The organism is Amycolatopsis sp. cmx-11-12, assembly GCF_046269425.1.
GTDB lineage: Bacteria > Actinomycetota > Actinomycetes > Mycobacteriales > Pseudonocardiaceae > Amycolatopsis.
The window spans coordinates 117,079-141,751 of sequence record NZ_JADNQM010000004.1 but is presented as its reverse complement, the minus strand read 5'-3'; the positions used below and the strand labels follow the sequence as shown (position 1 = coordinate 141,751).

Sequence of the window (24,673 nt, the reverse complement as noted above, 5' to 3'; positions counted from 1 at the left end):
CCTCATTATGGGAGAAGGTCGAGCGCGCCCGCGAAGGTCAGCGTCGCCGTCCCGCCTGATCCCAGATTGTGCCGGAATGTCAGGTAATCCTGATACTGAACCGTGTTGTAGTGGTAGACCGGATTCATGGTTCCGTGGAAATGGTACCAAGCGGGCACATTGTGTCCCGCGTTTTTCGGCATGCTCGCCCCGTTTCGCCACCAGCGCAAACCGTCTTCGGTCACATTGCTCGCCGCGATGGCCTGCACATTGGGTGCGATCTTGAATCCCCACGGAATCGTGCCGTATCCGTTGAAGCAGACGTACTGCACGGTCCACGTTCCATGCTGGTTCGACCTCGTGAGATCTCCCTCGCAGGAGATGTAGTCCTCCACCTTCGACATTTGCACCGGGGCCTGCTTGGACATGTCCTGCCGGATACGGTCCGCTTCCCCTTGTGTGACAGGCTTGTCGAACGTCAGCTTCAGGACCGAATCGAACTCTTTCGCCGACTTCGTCTCGATGGAGATCTCCCGTACCTCGCCCGCTGCGGATGCGGCTGAAGCGGGAGTGCCGGTGAGCCCGATGATGAGGGAAAGTGAACCGATTCCGAGTGCGATTAAGTGTGCTTTTTTGCGTGTGCCAGTGAAAGTCTTCAAGGACATTCTGATGACCCCCAAGATCATGGTGCATCAAGTGATGTTGCCGATCGGGCAAGATCGAGAATCGACAAAATGCATCCCCATGCAGTCTCACCCCGTATCGAGCGTACTCGGAAAATTTCGGCGGCCGCTTCATCCATTCGAGTGGGTGCTCTGGGTCGAATCCAGAGGAACAAGTTGTGCGAGAGTTCGTTTCGGGTTCATTGATTCGTTGGGACTCAGTGCTAACGATGGTGCGCGGCCCAGGATGCCGGCGAGGCATCGGTGCGGCTGTCGTGAGTGGGCACTGTGTGGATTTTGGGTCGTTGGGTGATGCTGTTGGCGAATTCGTGGCCGCGCGAAAGGACCCCCCTCGTTGTCGCGTGGTCTTAGGGAGGACACGCGTGACTGGATGGAGATCACGCGTGTCCAGCCGGAGAACTTGCGTGATTGGACGCGGAACACGTGGTGGAACCCGCCCCGGCCACCGTCGGCCTGTCCGACAACGCTCCTGCAAGCAGGTAGGCCGGGCCTTCGGCCCTCGCTCACCGCCAGGTGCCTTAACCGCCCTTTACCGCTCACGAGGACCGTCACGACGCGGGAAGCTCGTCCGCCTTCCGGATCATCGGCACTTGAGCCGGGCTGCCCGCGGCGTCCGTCAGCGGGGAGACGGTGCTCCGGAAGCTCTCGAGCGCTTCCAGTTCCCGTCGCCGGGCCGAGATGAAGCGCTGAAGGTGGGTGCTCGACAGGTTCAGCGCGTCGACCGCGTTGCCCGCGGCCCGGTGTGCGGCCGCGGCGCCCGCACGAACCTGCTCGACGTCTTCGACCAGGGCGCGCTCGGTCGCGGCGAACAGCGCGGCGGACGCCAGTACGGCGAAGCCGGTGGGCCCGCAGAGGAAGACCCGGCGGTCCAGCATCCAGCGCAGCAGTTCCGGGTCGGTGTCCAGCGCGGCCACCACGGCCGCGTCGGACGGGACGAACATGATCGTCCCGTAGATCGCGTCGGCCCAGCGCTGGTAGCCCTTGCCCGCCAGCTCGGCCGCTCGTGACCGGAGTTGCCGGACGTGGACGCGCAGCGCGTCGAGCCGTTCTTCGGGGTCGTTGGTCTCGACCGCCTCGGCCCAGCAGGCCATGCTCGCCTTCGCGTCGACAGGCACTGTCCGTCCGCCGCCGACCCGAAGCACCATGTCCGGTTTCGCCGCGCCGCCGCCTGCCAGGTCCGTTTGCAGGGTGAAGTGCAGTTCCTCGCGGAGCCCGAGCGCGCGGGCGGTCTCCAGGAGCACTTGTTCGCCCAGTTCACCGCGGCCGCTGATGGAAGCGAAGGCGACCTCGTACCGGCGAAGCGCGAGTTGCTGCTGGTCCCCCTTCGACCGTTCGGCGGCGACCAGTTTCGCCGCCGCGTCCGCCCTCCGCATGCCGTCGTTGTACAGCCGCCACAGCAGCGCGACGGCGACGAGCAGCAGAAGCGCGAGCACGACGGCCGCGGTGGTGATCACCGTCGCCACCGGTACCTCCCCTCCGGATCCGAGTCGGGGACATCATGGCGGAACCCACCGACAAAAACTCCGGTGGCCGGTCGCGCTCGGTATCTGACCTGCGCCGTCCCCGGCGTGTCGGAAAGCGCGGCGGTGCCAAGGGCGCGCCTCCCTTGCTCGGCCGGTGCGCGGCTCTACCTTGGGCTGCGTGAAGCTCCTGCACACGTCCGACTGGCATATCGGCCGCACCTTCCACGGCGCCGATCTGCTCGCCGAGCAAGAAGCCGTGCTCGGTCATCTCGCCGACCTCGTGGTCGCCGAATCGGTCGACGTCGTGCTCGTGTCCGGGGACATCTACGACCGCGCGGTGCCCTCGGCGGAGGCCGTCCGCGTGGCCACCACCGCGCTCGGCAGGCTCCGTCAGGCCGGGGCGCAGCTGGTGATGACGCCGGGCAACCACGACTCCGCGCCGCGGCTGGGCGCGTTCGCCGAATTCGCCGCGGCGGGCGGCCTGCACCTGCGCGCCACGATCGACGGCCTCGCCGAGCCGGTGCTGCTGCCCGACGAACACGGTGACGTCGCCCTCTACGGCATCCCGTACCTCGAACCCGAGCCCGCCCGCCACGCCCTCGGCGTACCCGAAGCCCGTGGCCACACCGGTGTCCTCACCGAGGCCATGCGGTGGATCCGGGAAGACCTCGCGAGCAGGCCGTCCGGAACGCGGTCGGTGGTGCTCGCGCATGCCTTCGTCACCGGCGGCGAACCGACCGAATCCGAGCGGACCATCGCGGTCGGCGGCGTCGAGCAGGTGCCGGGTTCGGTGTTCGACGGCGTCGACTACGTCGCACTCGGCCACCTGCACGGGCCGCAGACCCTCGCCGAGCACCTGCGCTATTCGGGCAGTCCGCTGGCGTACTCGTTTTCCGAGACGCGCCAACGGAAATCGGTGTGGCTGGTGGACCTCGACGCCGACGGTCTCGCCGAGGTCCGGCGCCATGAACTCCCGGTTCCGCGGCAGCTCGCGATGCTCCGCGGCGAGTTGGCGGATCTGCTGTCGGATCCGGAACACGACGGCCTCACCGAACATTTCCTCTCCTTCACGGTCACCGACCGGGTCCGCCCGATCGACGCCATGCGCAAACTGCGTGAGCGGTTCCCGCACGCCGTGCACATGGACTGGCAGCCGGAAGGCGGGCACGACGGCGCGGCGCTGAAGTACGCCGAAGCCGTCCGCGGGCGATCCGACGTCGAGATCACGCGCAGTTTCCTGGAGGACTGCCGCGGATCCGCGCCGTCGGAGAGCGAGGAGCGGCTGGTGCTGGCGGCTCTGGGCGCCGCGGGCAGGGAGCGCGAAGTATGAGGTTGCACCGGTTGGAGGTCGCCGCTTTCGGGCCGTACGCGGGCCGCGAGGTGGTGGACTTCGACGCGCTCGGCGCCGACGGGTTGTTCCTGCTGCACGGCGACACCGGCGCGGGGAAGACGACCTTGCTCGACGCCATCGCGTTCGCGCTGTTCGGCACGGTTCCCGGCGCTCGTGGCGAGGTCAAACGGCTGCGCTGCGATCTCGCCGAGCCGGACCAGGTCACGGAGGTCGTGCTCGAACTGACCGTGCAGGGCCAGCGGATGCGGATCGCGCGCAACCCCGAGTACCAGCGGCCCAAGCGCCGCGGCGAGGGAATGACCCTCCAGCAGGCGAAAGCGGTGCTGAGCTGGGTCGGCACGGTGCCCGCCGGACACGTCGCCGAAGGCATCACCCGCATCGACGAGGTCGCGCGCACGGTCGAACGGCTCATCGGCATGACGCACGAGCAGTTCTTCCAGGTGGTCTTGCTACCGCAGGGTGAATTCGCGCGGTTCCTGCGGGCGAACACGGCCGAGCGCGAGGAGTTGCTGGAGCGGCTGTTCGGCACCGAGCGGTTCTCCGACGTCGAGAACTGGTTCGCGAACCTGCGCGCCGAACGTGGCCGCGAGTTGTCGGCGCGGCAGCAGTCGCTGCGGGAGTGGGTCGCGCGATTCGCGCAGGTCGCCCAGGAGGAAGCGCCCGAAGAAGGACAGGCCGAGTGGGTCGACGCGGTGCTCACCGAGTCGGCCGAGCGTGTCGCCAAGGCACAGGAATGGGACACGAAAGCTCGCGCGGCAGCGAAAACCGCTGAGGTCGTCTGGCAGGAGAACCGGTCGACCGCCGAACGGATCCGCCGGGTTCGCACCGCGTACACGCGCCTTTCGGCGATCGCCGAGCAGGCGGGGCAGCGCGCGGAGTGGGCGGAAGAGGTCGAGGCCGCTCACCGGGCGGCGGGTGTGATCGCGGAGGCCGATCTCCTCGAACGCAGGCTGGATCAGCTCGCGGAGGCCGAGTCCACGGAAGCCCTCCGTGCTCAGGAAGTGCCCGACGCCACGGACAGTTCCGCCGCCGAACTTCGCGCTCGCGCCGGCAATTTGCGTGAAGAGGCGGGTGCTCTCGCTGAACTCGTGGCGGAAAGTGAGCAGCAGCAACGGGATCTGGCGCGACGGGAACAGCTGAACGCCGTCGCGGAGAAGGCCAAGAAGCAGGTCGAAGACTTCGCGGCCGAACTCGCTTCCGCGCCCGAGAAGGTCTCGGCCCTGCGTGCTGAAGCGGTCGCGGCCGCCGAAGCCGTCGCGAAGCTCGACGGCGCCCGCACCCGCCTCGACGAGCTGACCGCCCTGGTCCGCGACGCCGACGAAGTGCCTCGGGCGGAACAGGCCGTCACGCGGGCGCGTGGAGTGGTCAGTGAAGCCGTGGACGGTCATCAGAATGCCCGTCAACACCGGCTGGACCTGCGGGAGCGGCGCCTCGAAGGGATGGCGGCCGAACTCGCCGCCGGTCTGCACGCGGGTGAGAACTGCCCGGTCTGCGGGGCGACCGAGCACCCGTTGCCGGCGACGCACACCGGCGGACTGGTCGATCCCGAGGACGAACGCCGCGCCGAACTCGCGGAGCAGCAGGCACACGTCCGGCGGGAAAAGGCGAAAGCCGCGTTGCAGGAAGCCGAAAACCGCCTGGACGTCCTGGTCGGACGGTTGGGCGAGCACACCGCCGAGACACTGCGGGCCGGACTCGGTGAGGCACGGCAAGTGGTCACCTCGTTGTCGGAGACGGCCGGGCGTAAACCCGCGCTCGACACACGACTTCTCGACCTGGAACGGAAAATCGAGCAGCTGACCGACCAGCGCGGGGTGGCCGAGCGGCGTGCGGTCGAGGCCGCCGCCGAGGTGCGCGGCTTGACGGAGCGGCTGGCCGAACGGGAACGGCGGCTGGAATCCGCGCGCGGTGAGTTCGCCGACGTCGGGGCGAAGCGTCGGCACCTGCTCGGCTTCGCGACCCGTCTCGACGCGCTGGCCGAAGCGCGGCTCGCCGTCGTCGGCGCCCGCGAACGCCGCGACGAGCAAGCGAAACTGGTCAAGGAAGCGTTGCGGGCCAAGGGTTTCGCGGATCTCGACGAGATGCGTGCCGCATCGCGGCCGGACGAGCAGATCACGAAACTGGAGAACAGCCTCGCCGACGCCAACGTGATGGAGAAGGCCGAGCGGCAGGCCCTCGCCGAACCGGAACTCTTCGGCATCTCACCGGAGGACGAGATCGACGTCGCGACTTCGGAGGAAGCGGCGCGGGACACCCGGGGCGAGGCTGAACGGGCCTTCGCGGCACTGCGGGCGGCCAAGACCCGGCACACGGACCTGACCGGGCTGGCCGAGCGGATGACGTCCTTCATGGCGGAACTGGCGCCGGTCGAAGAGCGTTATCGCGAACTGAAGGCGCTGGCCGAGGTGGTCAACGGGCGCGGGCAGAACGCGCGCAAGATGTCGCTGCGCTCGTACGTCCTGGCCGCGCGGCTGGAGGAGGTCGCGGTCGCGGCGACCGCTCGCCTGCGGACGATGAGCCAGGGCCGCTACTCCTTCGTGCACTCCGACGCGGCCGGTGCCCGGGGCACCCGCGGCGGACTCGGTCTCGACGTGCTCGACGACTACTCCGGCACCGTCCGGCCCGCGAAGACGCTGTCCGGCGGCGAGTCGTTCCTCGCGTCGCTCTCGCTGGCGCTGGGCCTCGCCGACGTCGTCGCCGCCGAAACCGGCGGCGCGCTGCTGGACACGCTGTTCATCGACGAGGGCTTCGGCACTCTGGACGCCGAGACGCTCGACATCGTCATGAACATCCTCGACGAGCTTCGCGCCGGTGGGCGGGTGGTCGGGCTGGTGTCGCATGTGGAGGAACTGCGGCAGCGGATCCCGACCCGGCTGCGGGTGCGGAAGGCGCGCACCGGCTCCTCGGTGGAGATCCACGCCGCCTGAGTGCCCCTGCGGCTGTTATGAACGGACCTTTCATAACAAAATCTGTTATGAAAGGTCCGTTCATAACACGTGCGGAGGGGTACTCAGGCGGCTTCGTGGGTCAGCAGCCACTGCTTCGCCGCGACGCCCCACCGGAAGTTCCCCACCGCACCGCCGGTCCGCACCACCCGGTGGCACGGCACGAACAACGCCGCCGCGTTCTTCGCGCAAGCCGACGCGGCCGCCCGCACCGCCGACGGATTCCCCGCCAGCGCCGCGTACTCCGCATAGCTCACCGGCTCGCCGGCGGGCACCTTCCGCAGCATTTCCCAAGCGTGCTCCCGGAAAGCGCCGGACCGTTGCCGCACCTCGATGTCGGCGACCGCGTCCAGGTCACCGTCGTGGTACCGGCGGATCGCGGTGCTCACCGGTCCCAGATCCCGTCGCTGCTTCACCTCGCCGGGAGCCAGCGACGGCGAGATCAGCGGCGTCAGCTCGCCGACGTCACCGGTCCAGCCCGAGGCGAGCACGGCCCCGTCACCCGCCACCACGGCGGTGAACGGGCCGATTTTCGTGTCCATTGTGGACCAATACGCGATGCTCATCATTCTCCCTTTTCAAGCGCGCCACAGGTACATGCCGGCGTACGAGGACCAGGGCTGCCAGGCCCGGCCGCGTTCGGCCAGCGTCGTTTCTTCGTCGGCGATGCCCAAGGCGGCCGCGCCTCGGCGCAGCGCCGGATCACCGGTCAGCAAGATGTCCGGTGCGCCGAGTACGCGCATCAGGACGTAGTCCGCGGTCCGGGGCCCGATTCCCGGGATTTCGAGCAGCTCCGCCCGTAGTTCCAGGGGGTCGCGGCCGACGTGGACCGAAACCCCGTCCGCCAGCGCGCGGGCCACGGCAGCCACCTGTTCCGGACCGTGTTCGGCGACCTGGGCCGCCGTCGGGAACAGTGTGGTCAACCCTTCCAGCGACTCGTCGCAGCTGGGCAGGCGTTCGCCGAAGGCGTCGGCGAGCGACGCCGCCTCGGCGGGGGACAGCAGCGTGCGCAGCACGAGTTCGTCGCCGTCGACAGTGCCGGGCACCCGGATGCCGGGGATAGCCTCGACCAGCGGTGCGAGCGCCGGGTCGGCCCCGAGGACCCGCGCGACCGCCTCGGGATCGGCGTCCAGGTCGAGCAGCCGCCGCACCCTGGCCACCGCGCTGCTGAGGTCACGCAGGTCGGTGAGCCGCAGGTCGCAGAGGACGTGGTCGTCCTTCGCCGCCAGCCACACCACACCGGAGCCGTGCGCGAGCCGCAGCGTGCGCCCGTAGCCGGTCACCCCGGACTCGTCGCGCGTCACGTGCTCGACGCCGGGAACGGCCCGATCGGCCAGGAAGTTCAGCACCCCGGCCGCGTCGAACGGTTTCCGGAACGGCAGCCGCAGGCTCAGCCTGGTCCCGGTCGGTAACTCTTCGGCTTTGCGACGCCCTCGACGCAGACTCGCCGCGCGAAGCTGCGAAGGCGTCGTCGCGAACACTTCGCGGATCGTCTCGTTGAATTGGCGGACGCTGGAGAAGCCCGCCGCGAACGCGACGTCGGTCAGCGGGAGTCCGGACATCTCGATCAGCAGCCGCGCCGAGTGCGCCCGGTGTGCCCTGGCGAGCGCGAGCGGTCCGGCGCCGAGTTCCGCGGTGAGGACGCGCCCGAGCTGGCGTTCGGAATAGCCGAGCCGTCGCGCGAGCCCCGGAACGCCGTCGCGCTCGACGGTCCCGTCCGAGATGAGCCGCATCGCCCGCGCGGCGAGGTCGGCCCGGATGTCCCAGTCGGGCGAGCCGGGGACGGCGTCGGGGAGGCAGCGGCGGCAGGCGCGGAAGCCGTTCGACTGCGCGGCGGCCGACGTCGGGTAGAAGCGGACGTTCTGCTGCTTCGGCGTCGACGCGGGGCAGGACGGGCGGCAGTAGATCCCGGTGGTGCGGACGGCCATGATGAACTGGCCGTCGAACCGGGAGTCACGGGCGGCGACGGCGCGGTAGCACCGTTCGGTGTCGCGCCACACGGCCCGTTCGGCCAAGGTCTGCTCGGTCATGACATCGATCGTGCCACCAGGTCGAGGGCTCGGCTGGCGGAAATCCGACACGGCGATCAAGGCCTCGGCGGATGGGGCGGCGGGCGGCACGTAGACTTCTGGCCCGTGAGTCTCACCCTCGGCATCGTCGGCCTGCCCAACGTCGGCAAGTCCACCCTGTTCAACGCGCTGACCCGCAACGACGTGCTCGCCGCGAACTACCCGTTCGCGACGATCGAGCCCAACGTCGGCGTCGTCCCGCTGCCGGACCCGCGGCTGGACGAACTCGCCAAGGTCTTCGGCTCCGAGCGCACCGTGCCCGCCGTCGTGTCCTTTGTGGACATCGCGGGCATCGTGAAGGGCGCGTCCGAGGGCGCCGGGCTCGGCAACAAGTTCCTCGCGAACATCCGCGAGGCCAACGCGATCTGCCAGGTCGTCCGGGTGTTCGACGACCCGGACGTGATCCACGTCGACGACCGGATCGACCCGGCGAGCGACATCGAGACGATCAACACCGAGCTGATCCTCGCCGACCTGCAGACCCTGGACAAGGCGCTGCACCGGCTCGAGAAGGAGGCGCGGACCAAGAAGGAAGCCAAGCCCGCCCTCGACAACGCGGTCAAGGCCAAGGAGATCCTCGACGGCGGCCGGACCCTGTTCCAGGCGCAGAAGGAGGTCGACTTCGAGGCGCTGCGCGAGCTGAGCCTGCTCACCACGAAGCCTTTCCTCTACGTCTTCAACGCCGACGAAGGCATCCTCACCGACGAGTCCCGTCGCGAAGAGCTGGCCAAGATGGTCGCCCCCGCCGACGCGGTGTTCCTCGACGCGAAGGTCGAATTCGAACTGCTGGAGCTGGACGACGAGGACTCCGTGCGCGAGCTGCTGGAGTCCGTCGGCCAGCACGAGCCGGGCCTGTACTCGCTGGCCCGCGCCGGTTTCCACACCCTCGGCCTGCAGACCTACCTGACCGCCGGTCCCAAGGAGTCCCGCGCCTGGACGATCCCGCAGGGCGCGACCGCCCCGCAGGCCGCCGGCGTGATCCACACCGACTTCGAGCGTGGCTTCATCAAGGCCGAAGTCGTGTCGTTCAACGACCTGATCGAGAACGGTTCCATGGCCGCGGCCCGGTCCGCGGGCAAGGTGCGCATGGAGGGCAAGGACTACATCATGTCCGACGGTGACGTGGTGGAGTTCCGCTTCAACGTCTGACCTCCGCCGGGGTGATCACACGCCGTAACGGTCCTGGAAGATCGTCGCGGGTGCCTTGTCGTGCCGCGCCGTGTAGGCCGCCACGATCTCGTCCGTCGTGTCCTCTCCGGCCTGGAGGCGAACGAGGTACGGAACCACCCAGTGCAGGTCCGCCTCGTCGAACTCCTCTTGCCAGAGCGGATTGAGTCCGGTCCGGGACTCGTCGAGCACCTGGGAGAGGGCGACCTGCCCACCCGCGTTCACGGGATGCGGGCCCACCGAGATCGAGAAACGTGAAGCCGCGCCTGCCGGGTGCACGGCCACCTCCATGGGGTGCGGGTGGTGGCCGGGGGCCGTGCGTGCGATCACGAGGAACCGCAGGGGCCGACGTTTCGTCTTCTTCATGCGGCCATTCGATCACGCCGTGACCGACCGAAGAAGGAACCGGATGACGCTCTCGCCGCCTGCCTGTGCACTGGCGCGCACGGATTTCGCGGAGGCCTGGTACCGCTGGTGCGATGCCAGGCGCGACTGGTCCGCCGAGGCGACGGGTACCTACGAGGAAGACTCCCTGCTGACCGCGAGCGGCGGATTCGCCGCACTCCCCGCGAGCGAGTTCATGCAGGCGTATCGCTCGGCCGGGGCCGAGGTCTCGCGAGGATCGACTTTCCCGGCCCCGCGCCATCGGTCGTTCACCGTGGAGGTCGCCGCGGGGCAGGTCGTGTGCAGCCTGGCGATCCGGCTCGGGCGGGGACTCAACTCCCTGGAGTGCGGCCTGACGGTGCTCGCGGGCGGCGAACAGCAGGGTGAGCCCGAGATGCTGCACGTGATCGCGCGGGTGATCCTCCGGTCACGTGGCGAGCCCGATCCGGATGCTCCTTACCCGCGTCCGATCATCGGCAGCCGCAGCCAGCTGGAGGTCGTGTCCCGCGAGATCGTCGACGTCCTTGGCCAGGTCGCCCGCGGCTGGGCGTCATGACCGAACCGACACGGATACCCCGGCACGCTCCGATTCGAGTTCGACGGGGTCACGCACTTCGGCTTCGGGTTGGTCCGGACAAACTTCGTCAGGGGAGACCCCGGACTTGCCGCCCGGCGGTTCGAATGAACACTGACAGGGTTTCCTGGCTGTGCTCTTCATGCTGTTTCACGGCGGCGAGATCCGGTGCTCGATGCAGGGCCGCGATCGGTTCGAAGGTGGCGTCGACGAGCCGGAGAATCTCGGAATCGTCGGTGAGCATCTGGATCCTGAGCCGCGCGTGATCGGCCGTCGCTCCGCGCTTGTCCGATTCCGTGTGCGCGGCCTGCCTGTCCTCGGCCGGTGCCGCGCGCTGGTTGAGGAACCACTTCGCGATCACGGCTTGCCGCAGTTCGGTCATGGCTTCGGCGAAGGCCACGTAAGCGGTGATCCTTTCCTGCCGAAGCCGCTCATCACGAGTCGTTCGCTCTGTTCGCCGCGTGTTCAGCAAACCGAGCAGGTAGGTGAGGGTCGAACCGGCCAAGGTTCCCGATATCGCGACCACGCTGGTCAGCACACCGTTCATGGCCGGGAAGCCTGCCAGAGTGAGCCGTAAGAAAGGACCAGGACGGTCCTTCTATTCTCCTGCGGTCGGCGGGCGTCGGATCGTAGGATCTTCGCCGTCGCGTAGGAGCCGAATCCGAGGAGAACAGTGCCGAACGATGCCACCGTCGATCTCATCAGGTCGTTGGTCGAGGCCATGGACGATCGGCCCTTGGCCGCGGACGCGCAGGGCTCGGTGGGCGGCTGGGAATCGCTGGCGATGATCCTGGAGTTCGGTGAAGGGTTTCGCAGTGTGCATGGGTACGCGTACTCGCCCGGAGACGTCATCACGCCCGTGTCCTGCAAGTGGTCGAGCATCGAATCGGCGGTGGGCGCGTACCTGGACGGCTATTACCGGCCCGGTGAGAGGCTGCCGGTGAAGATCCTCGTGCAGTTCGACCGGACGGCCGGGAAGTACGAGGTGACGTTCGAGGACGCCGACGAGGACCGCTGGGCCGTGAAACCGAAGAACTTCCGGGAAATGCGCGAACACCTGCGCCCGAAGTTCGGCTGAAAGGACGAGCGCGATGGCGCGAAAGCGGAAGACTCTTCCCCAAGACTTCGAGGAAATGCTGACCTCGGCCTCGGTGGACGAACTCAAAGCCGTATTCGGCCAATGCGAGATAGACGCGCGGGGTGGCTATGCCAAAGGGACCGCCATCGGCTTCCCGGAATGCCCGGATGAGCTCATCGTCTGGCTGTCCGGGCAGGGGCTCGCCGTCGACTCCCCGGACAGCTACGGCAGGACCCCGCTTCATGCGCGAGCTTCACGCGCTGCTCCGAAGCCGGTCGCGCAGATTCCCTTGCTGCTCTCACTCGGTGCCGACATCGAGGCGGCCGACAGATCCGGGCGGACGCCGCTTCAGGCCGCGGTGGACAGACTGAGGGTCGAGGCGACGCGAGTGCTGATCGAGCACGGGGCCTCGACCGAGGTGCTCGACAGGCGCGGCAAACGTTGTTGATGCGCGGCCTGATCAGTACGCAAAACGTGAATATCCGCGAGTGTGTCGAGATCGCGAAGCTGCTGCTCGAACGCGGAGCGAGCATCACGGCCGAGATGCGCCGAAAGGTCGAGCGGATCGGTAGTGGTTTCGAGTTCCACCGGGAGAACTTCAACCCCGATTTCCTCGAAGAGACCGACGCCGCGCTCAGTGAGCTGTACCGGATCTTCGGGGTCGAGCCGGTCGCCCGGCGGTCGACGCACGACGGGGTATCGCCGATCGTCGTGCCCGACGGATCCTGGCAGGAGCGGCACAAAGCACTTTGGGAACTCCTCGTGCCGTCGAGCGGTGCGGGCGCGACAGTGCAGTGCGAGGCCATCCGCGTCACCGGCCGGATCGCCGACGAGATGTTCCGGAACGGCGGAGCGAACTGGGATGGCGCTTATCGCGCGATGGCCGACGCGATCCCGGGTTTCCTGACGCGGGGCGAACCTCTCGGCGGAGAAGAACTCGATGAGGCCAAGGAGATCGTCAGGCAGGTCAGGTCAGGCCGCGGTGAGGACGGCCACCTCGATCGCTTGAGCGAACTCGCCGTCGTCTGGGTCGCGAAGAATCCGGACCCGATCGCCTTGGGACCGGTGGCCTACACACGCTGAGGGCAGTCTGTCAGGGCGACGACGCTCGGCGCTGTTCCGCCCTCGGCCGGATCGCCTCCGGACACGTCGGCCGGCCGTTGCACCCGGCCAGTATCCGGCGCCTGTGCCGGGTGTCCCCGACGAATATCGGGGACACCCGGCGAGCCCCGCTACTTCCGCAGCAGGTTGTACGCCGCCGACCCGATCAGCTCCAGCGAAACCTGAAGCCGCTCAAGGGAAACGTTGTCCTTGATGGTGTCTTCCGGCGTGTGATAGGTCGGCTCCAGCAGCGCCGGACCGGTTTCGCCACGCCAGCTGAAGTTGCCCGAAGCGATCCCGCGCTCGAAGAACGGCACGTGGTCGCTCGAACCGCGCGCCACCGGCCCCTTGACCCGCGGGTCGTAGCCGAGCCGCTTGGCGGCGGCGTTGACGGCCGCGGTCGTGGCGTTGTCGGCACCGTCGACCGAAAGCAGCCAGTAGGTGATCGCCGGGTCCCAGCTGGTGGCGACCATGTCGTTCTGGAAGCAGCCCGCGATCCGCTTGGCCTCCGGGTCGGACAGGTTCTTGACGTAGTGCCGCGAGCCGATCAGCCCGTACTCCTCCGAACCCCACAGCGCGAACCGCAGCGTCTTGTTCGTCGGCAGGTGCCGCAGGACGCGCGCCAGCTCCAGGCACAGCACGGTGCCGCTGCCGTCGTCGTTGGCGCCGGGCGAGCCGGGGACGCTGTCGTAGTGCGCGGTCACCATGACCACGCCGTTGTCCTTGCCGGGGAAGGTGGCCGGTCGCTCGGCGATGACGTTGTACGACGTCAGGTTCTTGTGGTGCGTGGCCGACGCCTTCACCTTGACCGAGCCCTTGGCGAGCCGCTCGCGCAGCCGCTCCACCTGCACCTGCGCCAGGCCGAGCACCGGGACGGTGACCGGCGTGGCGAGGGTCGGGGAGAAGGCGGACAGTTTGCGCGCGGGGTCGGCGCCGATCCGGCCGAGCAGCACGGCGACCGCCCCGCGCTGCGCGGCCATGAGGTACGCGTCGGCCTTGTTCGTCACGGCCGCGATCAGCACGATCTTGCCGGTCAGGTCATCCGGAAGTGCGGTCCCGTCACCGGCGTCGACGACGACGGCTTCGCGCGTGACGTCCTGCGCGCCCTGCGGCGACGAGCCGGTCTGCCAGCTGTCGCGCCCGATCGACAGGCCGCCGAGGAACTTGTCGGCGATCGGGAACGGCTGCAAGGTGACCTGGTAACGCAGCTCGCGCAGCACCTTTGCGATGTAGTCCCTTGCGCGCAGTTCGCCTTCGGTCCCGGCGATCCGGGGGCCGATCTTGTCGCTGAGCACCCGCAGGTGCTCCAGCGCCCGCCGCGACCGGACCCGCGCGATCACCGGGTAGTCGCCGAAGTCCAGCGACGGCGGGAACTGTGCGCCCGGACGCTGCTGCGTGGCCGCGGCGGCGGTGCCGGGGTTCAGCCCGATCGTCGCCGCGCCCGCCAAAGCCACCGCACCCGCGAGCACCTCACGTCTGCGCAGACCTGCCATGGAACACCCCTCACTTCTCGGAGAATCTTCGTTCGAGTAGCTAAGAGTCACCAGGCTGCCAGAGCAACCTCCGATCGTCCCCTTTTTCCGGTTCAGCCCACGGCCACCCGGCGGTAGGCCTGTGAGACGGCGGCGACACCGCAGGTGGCGGCCGCGATCACCCCGCCGATCAGCAGCGCGGTCCCGAGGAACGGGCCGAAGTCGCCCGGGTCGGCGAGCCGTCCCCAGAACGAGCCTTCGAGCAGGACTCCCACCAGGATGAACACCGGCGCGGCGATGCCGAGGAAGAGGATCCAGCGGTACTTGGCCGCCAAGGTCAGCACGAGGATCCCGGTCACGCCGAGGATGAACGGGCCGGGCGGGATGTCCGGGAAGCCGGGGACCCCCGAGACGATCTGGATGATCAGTCCGGCGACGCCGACGAAGAGGAAGAAGGCGTTGGCGACGGCGGCGGTGGAACGGTTCATGGTGGAACTCCTCACTGGGTTTTCGACCACTGAAGAGTCCCGCTTGCGGCCGCGAAGGGCGTCGGCCTGGAAGCGGCAATCGGGCCTACGCAGACCTACGTAGCGGTTTGCCGAGGCCGACGGCGTGAGCAAGCACGAGGCGACCGTCCGCGCCATCACCGAGGCGGCCGCGCGCCGCGTCCGTGACGACCGTGTCCGGGCGCTGTCCAAGGACGGCCGGGAGCGCTACGCCGCTCTTCTCGACCGTCTCGCGCAGTGATCGAGTACCTCACCGTCGAAGACCTCCTGGCGCTCGCGGAAGACCTCCGGGTGCCCAAGATCCGCGACCTCGGCCTGCTCGACTCCTCCGCGCACCGGCCACAGGCGTCGTTGATGGGCCGGGACGCGTATCCGGAGCTGCACGAGAAGGCGGCGGTGCTGCTGGAGTCGCTGGCGCGCAACCACGCGCTCATCGACGGCAACAAACGCCTCGCCTGGATGGCCACGTTCGTCTTCTACGGGCTCAACGGCCACGATCTCGACGCGCCGGAAGACGACGCGTACGACCTCGTGATCGCGATGTCCGTCGGCTCGCTGAGGTATGCCGAGGCCGCCGTGAAACTGGCGGTGTGGACCAAACCGCTCGGGTAACTTCGAACGGGTGAAGCCACTGAGTCCCGACATGTTCGCGCCAGGGTGCCCGTCGAACCTGACGCCGTTCCGGATCGGCGACAAGTGGGCCGGTCTGGTCGTGCTGTGCCTGGAAGAAGGACCGCGCCGGTTGTCCGAACTGCGGGTGCCCTTGAGGGGCGTCACGGCGAAGGTGCTCACGGAGACTCTCCGGGCACTGGAGCGCGACGGCATGATCACGCGGACGGTGTACGACGAGACGCCGCTACGAGTGGAGTACGAACTCGCCCCGCTCGGCCGGACGTTGTTCGAGCCGGTGGAGGCATGCCGCGACTGGGCGGGGCCCGGGCTAGGCGTATCTAGCCGAGTAGGCCGAGCACGACGATCGTCAGCAGTGTGATGGCGGCGGCGAAGGCGGTCACCCAGGCGCGCTGGGCGGCGGTGATCGAGGCGTTGTTCACGGCGGTTCCCTTGGGGAGAGAAGCGACAGGTCCGCCGGGAACAGCGCGTCGATCAGGCTCCGCGTTACCTTGCCGACACCAGTGTGGTGAAGATCACTGATCGTGCTGGTGATGCCGCTCGCGCGCGGTGTACCAAAGCACTCCGGCAGCGGCCGCCACCATCGCGCCGAATGCGGAGAAGCCCACCAAGATCGCCTGCGTCATCATTCGTCCTTTTCTCGTCGGTCGTACTGGGTAGACGTCCGAGAGGTGGAGTCGTGGCGCGGTCGAGGCGGAGGTCACACGGCGTCGAGGACCTCGTCGATCTGCGACGCGAGCGCGAAGTCCTTCTCCGTCAGCCCTCCGGCGGAGTGTGTGCTGAGCCGGAACTTCAAGGTCCGCCAGCGGATGTCGATGTCGGGATGGTGGTCGGCCGCCTCCGCCAGTTCGGCCACTCTGCTCACCGCTTCGATCGCCTTCGGGAAGGTCGGGAGGTTCGCCGTCCGCTCGATCGTGACGCCGTCACGGGTCCAGCCGGAGAGCTTGGTCACGGCCTCGTCGGCCTGCTTGTCGTTCAAGATTTCCGCCATGACTCCATGGTGGTACGTCGTCGGCTACGCTGCACGTTTGCCACGGGTCCCCCCTTGAAATCGCAGGAGGCTAGATGAAACGCGCCCTCCGCACGCTGGTTGCGGCAGGCACGGTGGCGGCCCTCGCCGCGGGCTGCTCGCTCTCCGGGACTCCGGGGAACGACCCGCAGGCACCGGCGACGGTCACGCTCGTGACGCACGACTCGTGGCTCGCCCCGCAGGAGGTCCTCGACGCGTTCGAGCGGCAGTCCGGGATCAAGATCTCCGTGCTCAAGCAGGGTGACGCCGGCGCGCTGACCAACAAGCTGGTGCTGACCAAGGCGAACCCGATCGGCGACGTCGCGTACGGCATCGACTCGACGTTCGCCTCCCGCGCGCTCGCCGAGGGCGTTTTCGAGCAGTACACCAGCCCTGAGGCCGATCGCGGCCCGCAGCGTTACTCCGTCGACCCCGAGCACCGGCTCTCCGCTGTCGACCTCGGCGACGTCTGTGTCAACGTCGACACCCGGTACTTCGCGGAAAAGGGGATCCCGGAGCCGAAGTCGTTCGCGGATCTGGCCGACGCCAAGTACAAGGACCTGATGGTCGCCGAGAGCCCCGCGACGTCGTCGCCAGGGCTGGCGTTCCTGCTCGGCACCGTCGCCCAGTTCGGCGAGCAGGGCTGGCAGGCGTACTGGACGCAGCTGAAGGCGAACGGGCTCAAGACGGTCAGCGGCTGGGAAGAGGCTTACACCAAGGAATTCTCCGGTTCCTCGGGCAAGGGCCCGCGGCCGATCGTCGTCTCCTACGCTTCTTCGCCCGCCGCCGAACTCGGCGACGACGGCAAGCCGCGTACGAAGGCGCTGCTGGACACCTGTTACCGCCAGGTCGAGTACGCCGGCGTGCTGGCAGGCGGCAAGCAGGTCGAGAAGGCCCGCAAGGTGGTGGACTTCCTGCTGTCCCAGCAGTTCCAGGTGACCGTGGCGAGCAACATGTACGTCTACCCGGCACGCCAGGGTGTCGAACTCCCGCAGGGCTGGGCGCAGGCCGCGCCGCTGCCGCAGCAGCCGAAGACGCTCGAACCGGCCAAGATCCAGGCCGGTCGCGAGCAGTGGATCGCCCAGTGGCGCACGCTGTTCGAAGGCTAGGAGTGTCTCCCAAACTGAAGTTGGCAGGTGGGGCGAGGACACGCGCGCGCGTGTCTCTTCGGTCGGAGGCCTCGGATTTGCGGAGACGGGCCGCTGACACGGCCACGTGAGTGAGCAGCCCATTCCGCGGCCCGGCTGCGGAAATCCGAAAGCGCGCACTGAGAGACACAGGCTAGGCGCCACCAGGCTGACTTCCCGTGGCGCCGGGCTGGCCGCACTCGCCGTGCTGCCGCTTGGTTTCCTCGTGGTGTTCTTCGCCTGGCCGGTCGCGGCGATCATCGGCCGGGGCTTCGGTTCCGGTGGGGTCGGCACGGCCATCGGCGACCCGCTGACCTGGAGACTCGCGGGATTCACCGTGGCGAGCGCGGGGGTTTCGACGATCGTCGCGGTGCTCGCGGGCCTGCCGGTCGCGTTCCTGCTCGCGCGGGTGCGGCTGCCGGGTGTCTCGCTGGTCCGGACGCTCGTGCTGGTGCCGTTCGTGCTGCCGACCGTCGTGGTCGGCCTGGCGTTCCGCGCGCTCTGGCCGGACGGCGGTCTGCTGCCTTTGGTGCTGGCCAACGCCTTCTTCAACGTCGCCGTCGTCGCGCGCACCGTTTCCGGGCTGTGGAGCCATCTCGACCCGCGTACCGTGGACGCCGCGCGGGCTCTCGGCGCGTCGCCGTGGCGTGCCTTCCGTTCGGTGACGCTGCCCGCGCTCGCGCCCGCCATCGCGTCCTCGGCCGCGGTGGTGTTCCTGTTCTGCGCCACCAGCTTCGGGGTCGTGCTCATTCTCGGCGGGGCGAAGTTCCGGACGCTGGAGACCGAGATCTACCTGCGCACGGTCGAACTGCTCGACCTCTCCGGTGCCGCCGCGCTGTCGCTGGTGCAGTTCGCCGCCGTCGTCGCCGCGCTGGTGGTGGGCGCGCTGGCCAGGCGCCGCCGGGGGAACGCGGTCCGGCTGCGCTCGCGGTCCGAAACCGCGCGGCGGCCGAGAGGCGGCGAGTGGTGGGCCGTTTCCGCCGGTCTCGCGGTGATCGTGCTCCTGATGACGCCGATCGTGGCGCTGCTCGTCGAGTCGGTGTCCACTTCGGACGGTTGGAGCCTCGCCGGGTACGCGGCGCTCGGCGGCCAGGGATCCCAGGGCGCGCTGCAGGTCTCGGGCTGGGACGCGGCGTCGATGTCCCTGCGGACGGCGTTCGACGCCACGATCCTGGCGATGATCGTCGGCGTGCTGGCCTCGGTCGTGCTGGTGGCGTTGCGCCGGACGCCGGGCAGGCTGGCGCGGGGGATGGGCGAGACGATGGACGCGGCGCTGATGCTGCCGCTGGGCGTTTCCGCGGTGACCGTCGGTTTCGGCTACCTCATCACGCTCGACGCGCTGCCGGGTGATCTGCGGACGTCGCCACTGCTGGTGCCGCTCGCGCAGGCCCTGGTGATCATCCCGCTGATCGTGCGGATGGTGCTGCCGGTGCTGCGGTCGGTCGACGTCCGGCTGCGGCAGGCCGCTTCGACGCTCGGCGCGAGTCCCGGCCGGGTGTGGCGCGAGATCGACCTCCCGCTGACGGCGCGTTCGCTGGTCGCGGCGGCCGGTTTCGGTTATGTGGTCGCGCTCGGCGAGTTCGGCGCGACGAGCTTCCTGGCCAGGCCGGACGCGCCGACGCTGCCGGTCGCCGTCGCGACGCTGATCTCGCGGCCGGGTGAACTGAACAACCAGATGGCCTACGCGGCCTGCGCGCTGCTCATGATCGTGACCGTGGTGGCGGTGGTGCTGATCGACCGGTTCGGCGCGGTCCGCGGGCAGAATTCGGTAGGGGAGTTCTAGTGTCGCTGTCGGTACGGGATCTGACCGTCCACTATGGATCTTTCGCGGCCGTGAAGGACGCCAGGCTGGATATCGCCGACGGCGAGGTGCTGGCGCTGCTCGGCCCGTCCGGTTCGGGGAAGTCGACGCTGCTGCGGGCGATCACCGGGCTGGAGCCGCTGACCTCGGGCGCCGTGCGGTGGGACGGTGAGGACCTCGCCGGTGTCCCGGTGCACCGGCGGGAGTTCGGGTTGGTGTTCCAGGACGGGCAACTGTTCCCGCACAAGGACGTCGCCTCGAACATCGCGTTCGGCCTGCGGATGCACGACGTCCCGCGCGCCGAGCACGCGGAGCGGGTCCGCGCGCTGCTGGACCTGGTCGGGCTCAAGGGTTACGAGCGGCGGCGGGTGACCGAACTGTCCGGCGGGCAGGCGCAGCGGGTGGCGCTGGCCCGCGCGCTGGCGCCGGAACCGCGGTTGCTGCTGCTGGACGAACCACTGTCCGGTTTGGACGCCGGACTGCGGGAACAGCTGGCCATCGACCTCGCGGCGCTGTTGCGGCGCAGCAAGATCACCGCGCTGTTGGTCACGCACGACCAGGAAGAGGCGTTCACCCTGGCCGACCGGGTCGCCGTACTGGACGACGGCGAGATCCGGCAGGAGGGCGCGGTGCGCCGGGTCTGGCGGCAACCGGTGGACGAGGGGGTCGCGCGGTTCCTCGGCGTCACGACGTTCGTCGACGGCGAGGTGTCCGGCGGGGTGGTGCGGACCGCGCTCGGCGAGGTCGCGTTGCCCGACGTCGAGGACGGCGCGGTGCGGCTGGGGCTGCGGCCGCACGGTTTGCGGGTTTCCCCGGACGGCGTCGAGGGCGCGGTCACCGCCGTGGTGCACCGGCGGGAGCACGTCCGGCTCGTGGTCGCGCTCGGCGATGAGTCCACTGTGGACGCCGTCGCACCGGTGACCGCCGATCTGCGTCCTGGCGACACCGTGCGGCTCGCCCTGGACCCGGACGGCGTCGCCCAACTCCCGCAAGTCGGCCCCTAAATGCGGTAGTCCGGTCTGAAACCTGCGGTTTTCCTCAGGGCTCGCGGGGCCCGCCCTGCATACCGTCGTCACCATGCTCCTGAAGACGATCTTGTCCTTCGTTCTCGCCATCAGTCCGGCCGCCGCACCGGCCACGCCGGACATTCCCGTCGCCGAGTTGCACGACCGGCTGACCGCCCTCGCCACCGACCGCCACATCACGGCCGGGCTGATCCACGTCCGGACCGGCACCGGCCAGTGGTCGCACGCGGTGGGCGTACGTGACCTGGCATCAGGGGCACCGGCCGCCGCCGACGGCCACTTCCGGATCGGCAGCGTCACCAAGACCTTCGCGGCGACGGTGCTCCTGCAGCTGACCGACGAGGGACGGCTGGCACTCGACGATCCGATCGAGCGGCATCTGCCGGGCGTCGTACCCGATGGCGGGCGCATCACCGTCCGGCACATCCTGCAGCACACCAGCGGCCTGCACGACTACATGAGCGAACCGGGCCACTCGACCAATCGCTGGCGAGCCGATGCCCGCTTCGACGACTACACGCCTTCGCAACTGCTGAAGGTGGCGTTCGCGAAAGGCCCGGACTTCGAGAACCCTGGCGAGTCCTGGCACTACTCGAACACCAACTACGTCGTGGCCGGCCTGCTGGTCGAGAGGCTGACCGGGCACCCGTACGGCGAGGAGGTGGCGCGACGGATCCTGCGCCCGCTCCACCTCACGCACACCAGCGTGCCGGGCCACCGTCCCTCCCTGCCCAAGCCGCACGCCCGCGGCTACGAACCACTGCCCGGGACGCCGCCGACGATCGTGGACGCCACCGACATGGATCCGTCACTGGACTGGGCGGCGGGCGAGATGATCTCCACCACGCGCGACCTGACCACGTTCGTCACCGCTCTGCTCAAGGGACGCCTGACGAGCCAGAAGAGCCTCACGGAGATGCGGCGAATGCGGGAGGCGGTTCCGCTGTTCCGCTACGGCCTGGGATTGCAGGAGTTCGCGATCCCCTGCGCGGATGGCCCCAAGCCGGTGTGGGGGCACACAGGGCAGCTGATCGGCTACGTCACCGTCGCCTTCACTGACGGAAAGGGCAAGTCGCTGACAGTGTCCCTCAACCCGTACGAGCAAGACCCGCCCACTGAAGCGGTGCTCCCCATGGCGAAGGCGGTCTTCTGCCGCTGACCGCGGATGGGTCGCAAGTAGTCCTCTGGTTGCGGTCCTTGCACACGCAACTACCGCAACTAGAGGATTACTTGCGCCAGGCACCACCTGGACCGAGCGGTCACCCGTCGCGCGTAGTGAGGCGCGCGTAGGCGATCGAGAGCCCGATGGCGATGTAGCAAGCGGCGCGGAGAGCGCCTTCGCCGAGCAACGCCGTGTCCAGCGGATCCATCAGCACCGAAGCCGGTGCCAGTGACCAGTCCTTGTTGAGCAGGAACGGATGCAGCCACGAAACCGCGTCCAGGAAGCCGAGGATGGTGAACACGATCGTCCCGGCCAGCACCGAGGCGACCACCAGCATCGGGTGCTCGGTGAACGACGAGATCGCGAGCGCGACCGCGCCGACCGCCCACAGTTGCAGCGTCACCCACAGAGCCACGAGCAGGAGCCTGCCCAGCGCGTCCCAGACGCTCAGCGTCGAGCCGGTGAGGGTGAACATCGAGTCGGCGCCGCTGATGATGAGCCCGGTGGCGAAACCGGTGAACGTCATGGACAGTACGGCGATCACCGAAACCGTCGCGACGCCGAACGCCTTGATCGTGAGCAGCCTGCCGCGGCCGACCGGGGCGACCAGCCAGCCCCGCAGCGTCCCGTGCGCCGCCTCGCCGGCGATCGCGTCCGCCCCGGCCATCGCCGAAGCGAGCGGGAGCAGTAGCGCCAGCGTCATGGTCAGGGCCGCGACCGGCAGGATGAACCCGTTGTTGACCGCGGAGGCGAGCAGCGCCCCGTCTTGTCCGCCGCTCGTTTCCGACGCGTCGACCAGCGTCAGCGCGGCCCCGATCACGATCGGGATCAGCGCGAGCAGTCCCAGCACGGCCAGCGTGCGGGGCCGCCGGAAGATCCAGCGCAGTTCGGCGCGATACAACCGGAGCAAGCCGACGCTGTCCTGGCCGGTCCGTGCCGCAGGTGCCGCGGCCAGAGCGTGGGTCACGACTCCCCCTCACCGTCTACAGTGGACTCCGGCTGGGTCAGCCGGGCGAACAGGTCTTCGAGCCCGGTCCTCGCCCTCGCCGCCTCGTGCACGGCCACCCCGGCCGTCACCAGATGACGCAGGACGTCGGGCGCCTCGGCCGCGGTGAGGTCCACCCGGACGCCGTCCGGCGTGAGCCTGCTGCCGATCCTGTTCTCCCGCAACGTTTCCACCGCGAGTTCGGCGTCAGGTGTCCGCACCAGCAGTGCCGCGTTCCCCGACTCCAGCAGTTCCGCGAGCTCGCCCTGGGCGATCACGTTCCCCGACTGGAGCACCGCGACGTGCGTGCAGGTCGCTTCGACCTCGGCCAGCAGATGCGAGGACACCAGCACGGTGACCCCGTCGGCGTGCAGTTCGGCAATGATCCGGCGGATCTCCCTGGTACCGGCCGGATCGAGGCCGTTCGTCGGCTCGTCGAGCACAACCATCCGACGCGGCACGAGCAGCGCGCTCGCGAGCCCCATCCGCTGCTTCATCCCCAGCGAATAGCCCTTGTAGCGCCGGGTCGCGGCGTCGGTCAGGCCGACCCGCTCAAGTGCCGAGTCGACCGCTCCGGGGATCCCGGCCGAGGCCAGCCTCGGTTCGGCCGCGGCGACGCGCAGCAGGTTGTCCCGTCCGGAAAGAAAAGGGTGGAAGCCCGGCCCTTCGACCAGCGCGCCGACGTCGGGCAGCGCGTGCGCCGCCTCGTCCGGCATCTTCTTGCCGAAGAGTTCGACCTCGCCTTCGGTGGGCCGCACGAGACCGAGCAACATCCGGATGGTCGTCGTCTTGCCCGAACCGTTGGGGCCGAGCATCCCCAGCACGGCGCCTTCGGGAACGTCGAGGTCGACGTGGTCTACGGCCACCGTGCGGCCGTAGACCTTGCGCAGGCCCCTGGTGCGGGCCGCCATGGGTACCGCCGGAGCGGACGCCTCCTGAGAGACGCCCGCCCCGGCTTCGAACGTTGTGGTCACTTCGCGGCCAATGCCTCGAAGAGGACCTGCTCCGGCACCGCGCCGACGGCGTAGCGGCCGTCGTCGGTCAGCACGCCGCTGCCGACCTTGGTGGTCAGCAGCCAGCCGCTGCCCCAGGCGCCGCTGACCGGCTTGGCGAACCGCGAAAGCAGCGCCTTCGGGTCGACCGCGCGGCCGTCCTCACCCTTGGCCTCGCCGGCCTTCGCCAGCGCGTCGGCCGGGATCTTGCCGGTGATGGCGGTGTCCCAGCCGTCGCCGACGACCTTGAGGTCGGACTTCGCCTGCTCGGCGAGCTCACGGTCCTTCGGCTCGACCTCGGCGGTCTTCTCGGTCACCTTCGCGCCCTTCGGCGGGGTGAACTCGAAGTTCGACGCGGGCTGGTTCGCGAAGTTGATCTCGCTGAAGGAGACCTCCAACGCAGGCGAGGCGGTGCCGTTGGCCAGCACCGTCAGCCGCAGCGGCATCCGGGTCTGCTCGTCGACCGCGACGCGGATCTCGCGCAGGAGCGTCCGCTCGGTCGGCTTCGGCGTCAGCACCAGTTCGTACGCGGAACGGCCGGCCACCGACGACGTCCCGTCGACGGCGATCGTGCTGGTCTCACGCACCTTGCCGAGCAGTTCCGAAGCCACCGTCGCCGGGTCGACGGCCTGGCCCTCGACCTTGTTCTGGTGCTCCTTGGCCAGTTCGGCCGGGACGGTCACCTTGGTGGCGGAGTTGTCCTTGGAGTTGTACTCCCAGACGGTCTGGCCGTTCCGGACGATCGTCTGCTGGCTCGAGCCCTCGGTGAGCGAGATCTTGCTCTTGCCCGCGCCGTCGGTGGAGACCTGCGCCGAGTCGATGTCGAGCGCCGACACCCCGGGCAGCGTGCTGCCGACCTGGGGCAGGCCGAGGTCGTTGTTGACCTTGACCTTCCCGTCGAACGACGACGGCTTCGCGTTGAGCGTGGACTGCACCAGCTCTTCGGCGCTGATCTGCGGCAAGATCGGTGCGTCACCCGCGGTGGCCGGCATCGCGACGACGGCGAGCCCGCCGACGCCGAGTGCCGTCCCCACCACCGCCGCGGCGATGGCCTTCCTCTTCGGATCCATGCTGTCTCTCCCTGGTTCCCCGAACCCCAGTGTGCTCGGGTCTTGGCGACAACGCTTCCCCGGAAACGCTGAGATACCACTCAGACTCCGCCGTCGGAGC

The 24,673-nt window shown here is 69.0% G+C and carries 25 protein-coding genes and 1 pseudogene; 14 read left to right on the top strand and 12 right to left on the bottom strand.

All coding sequences use genetic code 11. The features are described 5' to 3' along the window. Positions 1-5: 5 nt before the first annotated feature. Together ACLARN_RS07175 and rmuC are read right to left on the bottom strand one after the other, a co-directional pair. The gene (locus ACLARN_RS07175) at positions 6-644 is read right to left on the bottom strand and encodes a hypothetical protein (RefSeq protein WP_409490499.1); all 639 of its coding nucleotides are present in this window, start codon (positions 642-644) and stop codon (positions 6-8) included. A 566-nt stretch (positions 645-1,210) separates the two neighbouring features. Further along, positions 1,211-2,125 carry a DNA recombination protein RmuC gene (gene rmuC, locus ACLARN_RS07170; RefSeq protein ID WP_409490498.1) on the bottom strand — a complete coding sequence of 305 codons (915 nt, stop codon included), beginning with the start codon at positions 2,123-2,125 and terminating at the stop codon, positions 1,211-1,213. A gap of 178 nt (positions 2,126-2,303) precedes the next feature. On the opposite strand from rmuC, the gene ACLARN_RS07165 reads away from it, so the two are divergent. Both ACLARN_RS07165 and ACLARN_RS07160 read left to right on the top strand, forming a co-directional pair. After that, positions 2,304-3,455, top strand: a complete 1,152-nt coding sequence (locus ACLARN_RS07165) for an exonuclease SbcCD subunit D (protein ID WP_409490497.1) — start codon at positions 2,304-2,306, stop codon at positions 3,453-3,455. Continuing rightward, on the top strand, positions 3,452-6,403 hold the full coding sequence (locus ACLARN_RS07160) for an AAA family ATPase (RefSeq protein ID WP_409490496.1): 2,952 nt from the start codon (positions 3,452-3,454) through the stop codon (positions 6,401-6,403). The genes ACLARN_RS07165 and ACLARN_RS07160 overlap by 4 nt, the downstream gene beginning before the upstream one ends. A gap of 83 nt (positions 6,404-6,486) precedes the next feature. Here ACLARN_RS07160 and ACLARN_RS07155 read toward each other — a convergent pair whose 3' ends face one another. Together ACLARN_RS07155 and ACLARN_RS07150 are read right to left on the bottom strand one after the other, a co-directional pair. Continuing rightward, a complete protein-coding gene (locus tag ACLARN_RS07155) occupies positions 6,487-6,987 on the bottom strand; it encodes a methylated-DNA--[protein]-cysteine S-methyltransferase (RefSeq protein WP_409490495.1) in 501 nt (166 codons plus the stop codon). 12 nt (positions 6,988-6,999) lie between these two features. Continuing rightward, positions 7,000-8,451, bottom strand: coding sequence for a DNA-3-methyladenine glycosylase 2 family protein (locus ACLARN_RS07150; RefSeq protein WP_409490494.1), 1,452 nt, complete (start codon positions 8,449-8,451; stop codon positions 7,000-7,002). A gap of 105 nt (positions 8,452-8,556) precedes the next feature. Between ACLARN_RS07150 and ychF the strand changes: the two genes are divergently transcribed. Next, entirely contained in the window at positions 8,557-9,639 is a 1,083-nt protein-coding gene (gene ychF / locus ACLARN_RS07145) for a redox-regulated ATPase YchF (RefSeq protein ID WP_409490493.1), read from the top strand. 15 nt (positions 9,640-9,654) lie between these two features. On the opposite strand, the gene ACLARN_RS07140 is transcribed toward ychF, so the two are convergent. Next, complete coding sequence (locus ACLARN_RS07140; RefSeq protein WP_409490492.1) at positions 9,655-10,023, bottom strand: hypothetical protein; 369 nt, start codon at positions 10,021-10,023, stop codon at positions 9,655-9,657. A gap of 19 nt (positions 10,024-10,042) precedes the next feature. Between ACLARN_RS07140 and ACLARN_RS07135 the strand changes: the two genes are divergently transcribed. Then, positions 10,043-10,597 carry a hypothetical protein gene (locus ACLARN_RS07135; protein WP_409490491.1) on the top strand — a complete coding sequence of 185 codons (555 nt, stop codon included), beginning with the start codon at positions 10,043-10,045 and terminating at the stop codon, positions 10,595-10,597. Positions 10,598-10,685: 88 nt separating this feature from the next. On the opposite strand, the gene ACLARN_RS07130 is transcribed toward ACLARN_RS07135, so the two are convergent. Next, positions 10,686-11,162, bottom strand: a complete 477-nt coding sequence (locus ACLARN_RS07130) for a hypothetical protein (protein ID WP_409490490.1) — start codon at positions 11,160-11,162, stop codon at positions 10,686-10,688. Between the two features lie 126 nt (positions 11,163-11,288). Between ACLARN_RS07130 and ACLARN_RS07125 the strand changes: the two genes are divergently transcribed. From ACLARN_RS07125 to ACLARN_RS07115, 3 genes are read left to right on the top strand one after another with little or no spacing between them, the layout of a single operon-like run. After that, positions 11,289-11,693, top strand: a complete 405-nt coding sequence (locus tag ACLARN_RS07125) for a hypothetical protein (protein ID WP_409490489.1) — start codon at positions 11,289-11,291, stop codon at positions 11,691-11,693. Positions 11,694-11,706: 13 nt separating this feature from the next. Then, positions 11,707-12,141, top strand: coding sequence for an ankyrin repeat domain-containing protein (locus ACLARN_RS07120; protein ID WP_409490488.1), 435 nt, complete (start codon positions 11,707-11,709; stop codon positions 12,139-12,141). 26 nt (positions 12,142-12,167) lie between these two features. After that, the gene (locus ACLARN_RS07115; RefSeq protein ID WP_409490487.1) at positions 12,168-12,776 is read left to right on the top strand and encodes a hypothetical protein; all 609 of its coding nucleotides are present in this window, start codon (positions 12,168-12,170) and stop codon (positions 12,774-12,776) included. Positions 12,777-12,925: 149 nt separating this feature from the next. Here ACLARN_RS07115 and ACLARN_RS07110 read toward each other — a convergent pair whose 3' ends face one another. Both ACLARN_RS07110 and ACLARN_RS07105 read right to left on the bottom strand, forming a co-directional pair. Further along, positions 12,926-14,287, bottom strand: a complete 1,362-nt coding sequence (locus tag ACLARN_RS07110; protein ID WP_409490486.1) for a M20/M25/M40 family metallo-hydrolase — start codon at positions 14,285-14,287, stop codon at positions 12,926-12,928. A 92-nt stretch (positions 14,288-14,379) separates the two neighbouring features. Next, positions 14,380-14,754: a hypothetical protein gene (locus ACLARN_RS07105; protein WP_409490485.1), complete on the bottom strand. Its 375-nt coding sequence runs from the start codon at positions 14,752-14,754 to the stop codon at positions 14,380-14,382. Between the two features lie 109 nt (positions 14,755-14,863). Here ACLARN_RS07105 and ACLARN_RS07100 point away from each other — a divergent pair. The 3 genes and pseudogenes from ACLARN_RS07100 to ACLARN_RS07090 form a co-directional block, all read left to right on the top strand. Continuing rightward, positions 14,864-15,013: pseudogene (locus ACLARN_RS07100) on the top strand (CopG family transcriptional regulator); the annotation flags it as partial. Next, on the top strand, positions 15,010-15,384 hold the full coding sequence (locus ACLARN_RS07095; RefSeq protein WP_409490484.1) for a type II toxin-antitoxin system death-on-curing family toxin: 375 nt from the start codon (positions 15,010-15,012) through the stop codon (positions 15,382-15,384). The pseudogene ACLARN_RS07100 and the gene ACLARN_RS07095, both read left to right, overlap by 4 nt. Positions 15,385-15,415: 31 nt before the next feature. Next, a complete protein-coding gene (locus ACLARN_RS07090; protein ID WP_409490726.1) occupies positions 15,416-15,763 on the top strand; it encodes a winged helix-turn-helix transcriptional regulator in 348 nt (115 codons plus the stop codon). 339 nt (positions 15,764-16,102) lie between these two features. Here ACLARN_RS07090 and ACLARN_RS07085 read toward each other — a convergent pair whose 3' ends face one another. Next, entirely contained in the window at positions 16,103-16,393 is a 291-nt protein-coding gene (locus ACLARN_RS07085) for a 4a-hydroxytetrahydrobiopterin dehydratase (protein WP_409490483.1), read from the bottom strand. 74 nt (positions 16,394-16,467) lie between these two features. On the opposite strand from ACLARN_RS07085, the gene ACLARN_RS07080 reads away from it, so the two are divergent. The 4 genes from ACLARN_RS07080 (at position 16,468) to ACLARN_RS07065 (ending at position 21,523) form a co-directional block, all read left to right on the top strand. Further along, a complete protein-coding gene (locus ACLARN_RS07080) occupies positions 16,468-17,520 on the top strand; it encodes a thiamine ABC transporter substrate binding subunit (protein WP_409490482.1) in 1,053 nt (350 codons plus the stop codon). A 223-nt stretch (positions 17,521-17,743) separates the two neighbouring features. Further along, positions 17,744-19,321, top strand: coding sequence for an ABC transporter permease (locus ACLARN_RS07075; RefSeq protein WP_409490481.1), 1,578 nt, complete (start codon positions 17,744-17,746; stop codon positions 19,319-19,321). Continuing rightward, positions 19,321-20,343 (top strand): ABC transporter ATP-binding protein, encoded by a 1,023-nt coding sequence (locus ACLARN_RS07070; RefSeq protein WP_409490480.1) that lies wholly within the window; start codon positions 19,321-19,323, stop codon positions 20,341-20,343. The genes ACLARN_RS07075 and ACLARN_RS07070 overlap by 1 nt, the downstream gene beginning before the upstream one ends. A 73-nt stretch (positions 20,344-20,416) precedes the next feature. Further along, positions 20,417-21,523 (top strand): serine hydrolase domain-containing protein, encoded by a 1,107-nt coding sequence (locus ACLARN_RS07065; RefSeq protein WP_409490479.1) that lies wholly within the window; start codon positions 20,417-20,419, stop codon positions 21,521-21,523. A gap of 100 nt (positions 21,524-21,623) precedes the next feature. Here the strand turns inward: ACLARN_RS07065 and ACLARN_RS07060 are convergent, their stop codons facing one another. Genes ACLARN_RS07060 through ACLARN_RS07050 form a run of 3 tightly spaced genes read right to left on the bottom strand, consistent with a single transcriptional unit; the run spans position 21,624 to position 24,573 of the window. After that, on the bottom strand, positions 21,624-22,493 hold the full coding sequence (locus ACLARN_RS07060) for an ABC transporter permease (protein WP_409490478.1): 870 nt from the start codon (positions 22,491-22,493) through the stop codon (positions 21,624-21,626). Beyond that, on the bottom strand, positions 22,490-23,485 hold the full coding sequence (locus ACLARN_RS07055; protein ID WP_409490477.1) for an ABC transporter ATP-binding protein: 996 nt from the start codon (positions 23,483-23,485) through the stop codon (positions 22,490-22,492). The genes ACLARN_RS07060 and ACLARN_RS07055 overlap by 4 nt, the downstream gene beginning before the upstream one ends. Beyond that, a complete protein-coding gene (locus ACLARN_RS07050; protein WP_409490476.1) occupies positions 23,482-24,573 on the bottom strand; it encodes a LolA family protein in 1,092 nt (363 codons plus the stop codon). Before ACLARN_RS07050 ends, ACLARN_RS07055 begins: the two co-directional genes overlap by 4 nt. Positions 24,574-24,673: the final 100 nt, after the last annotated feature.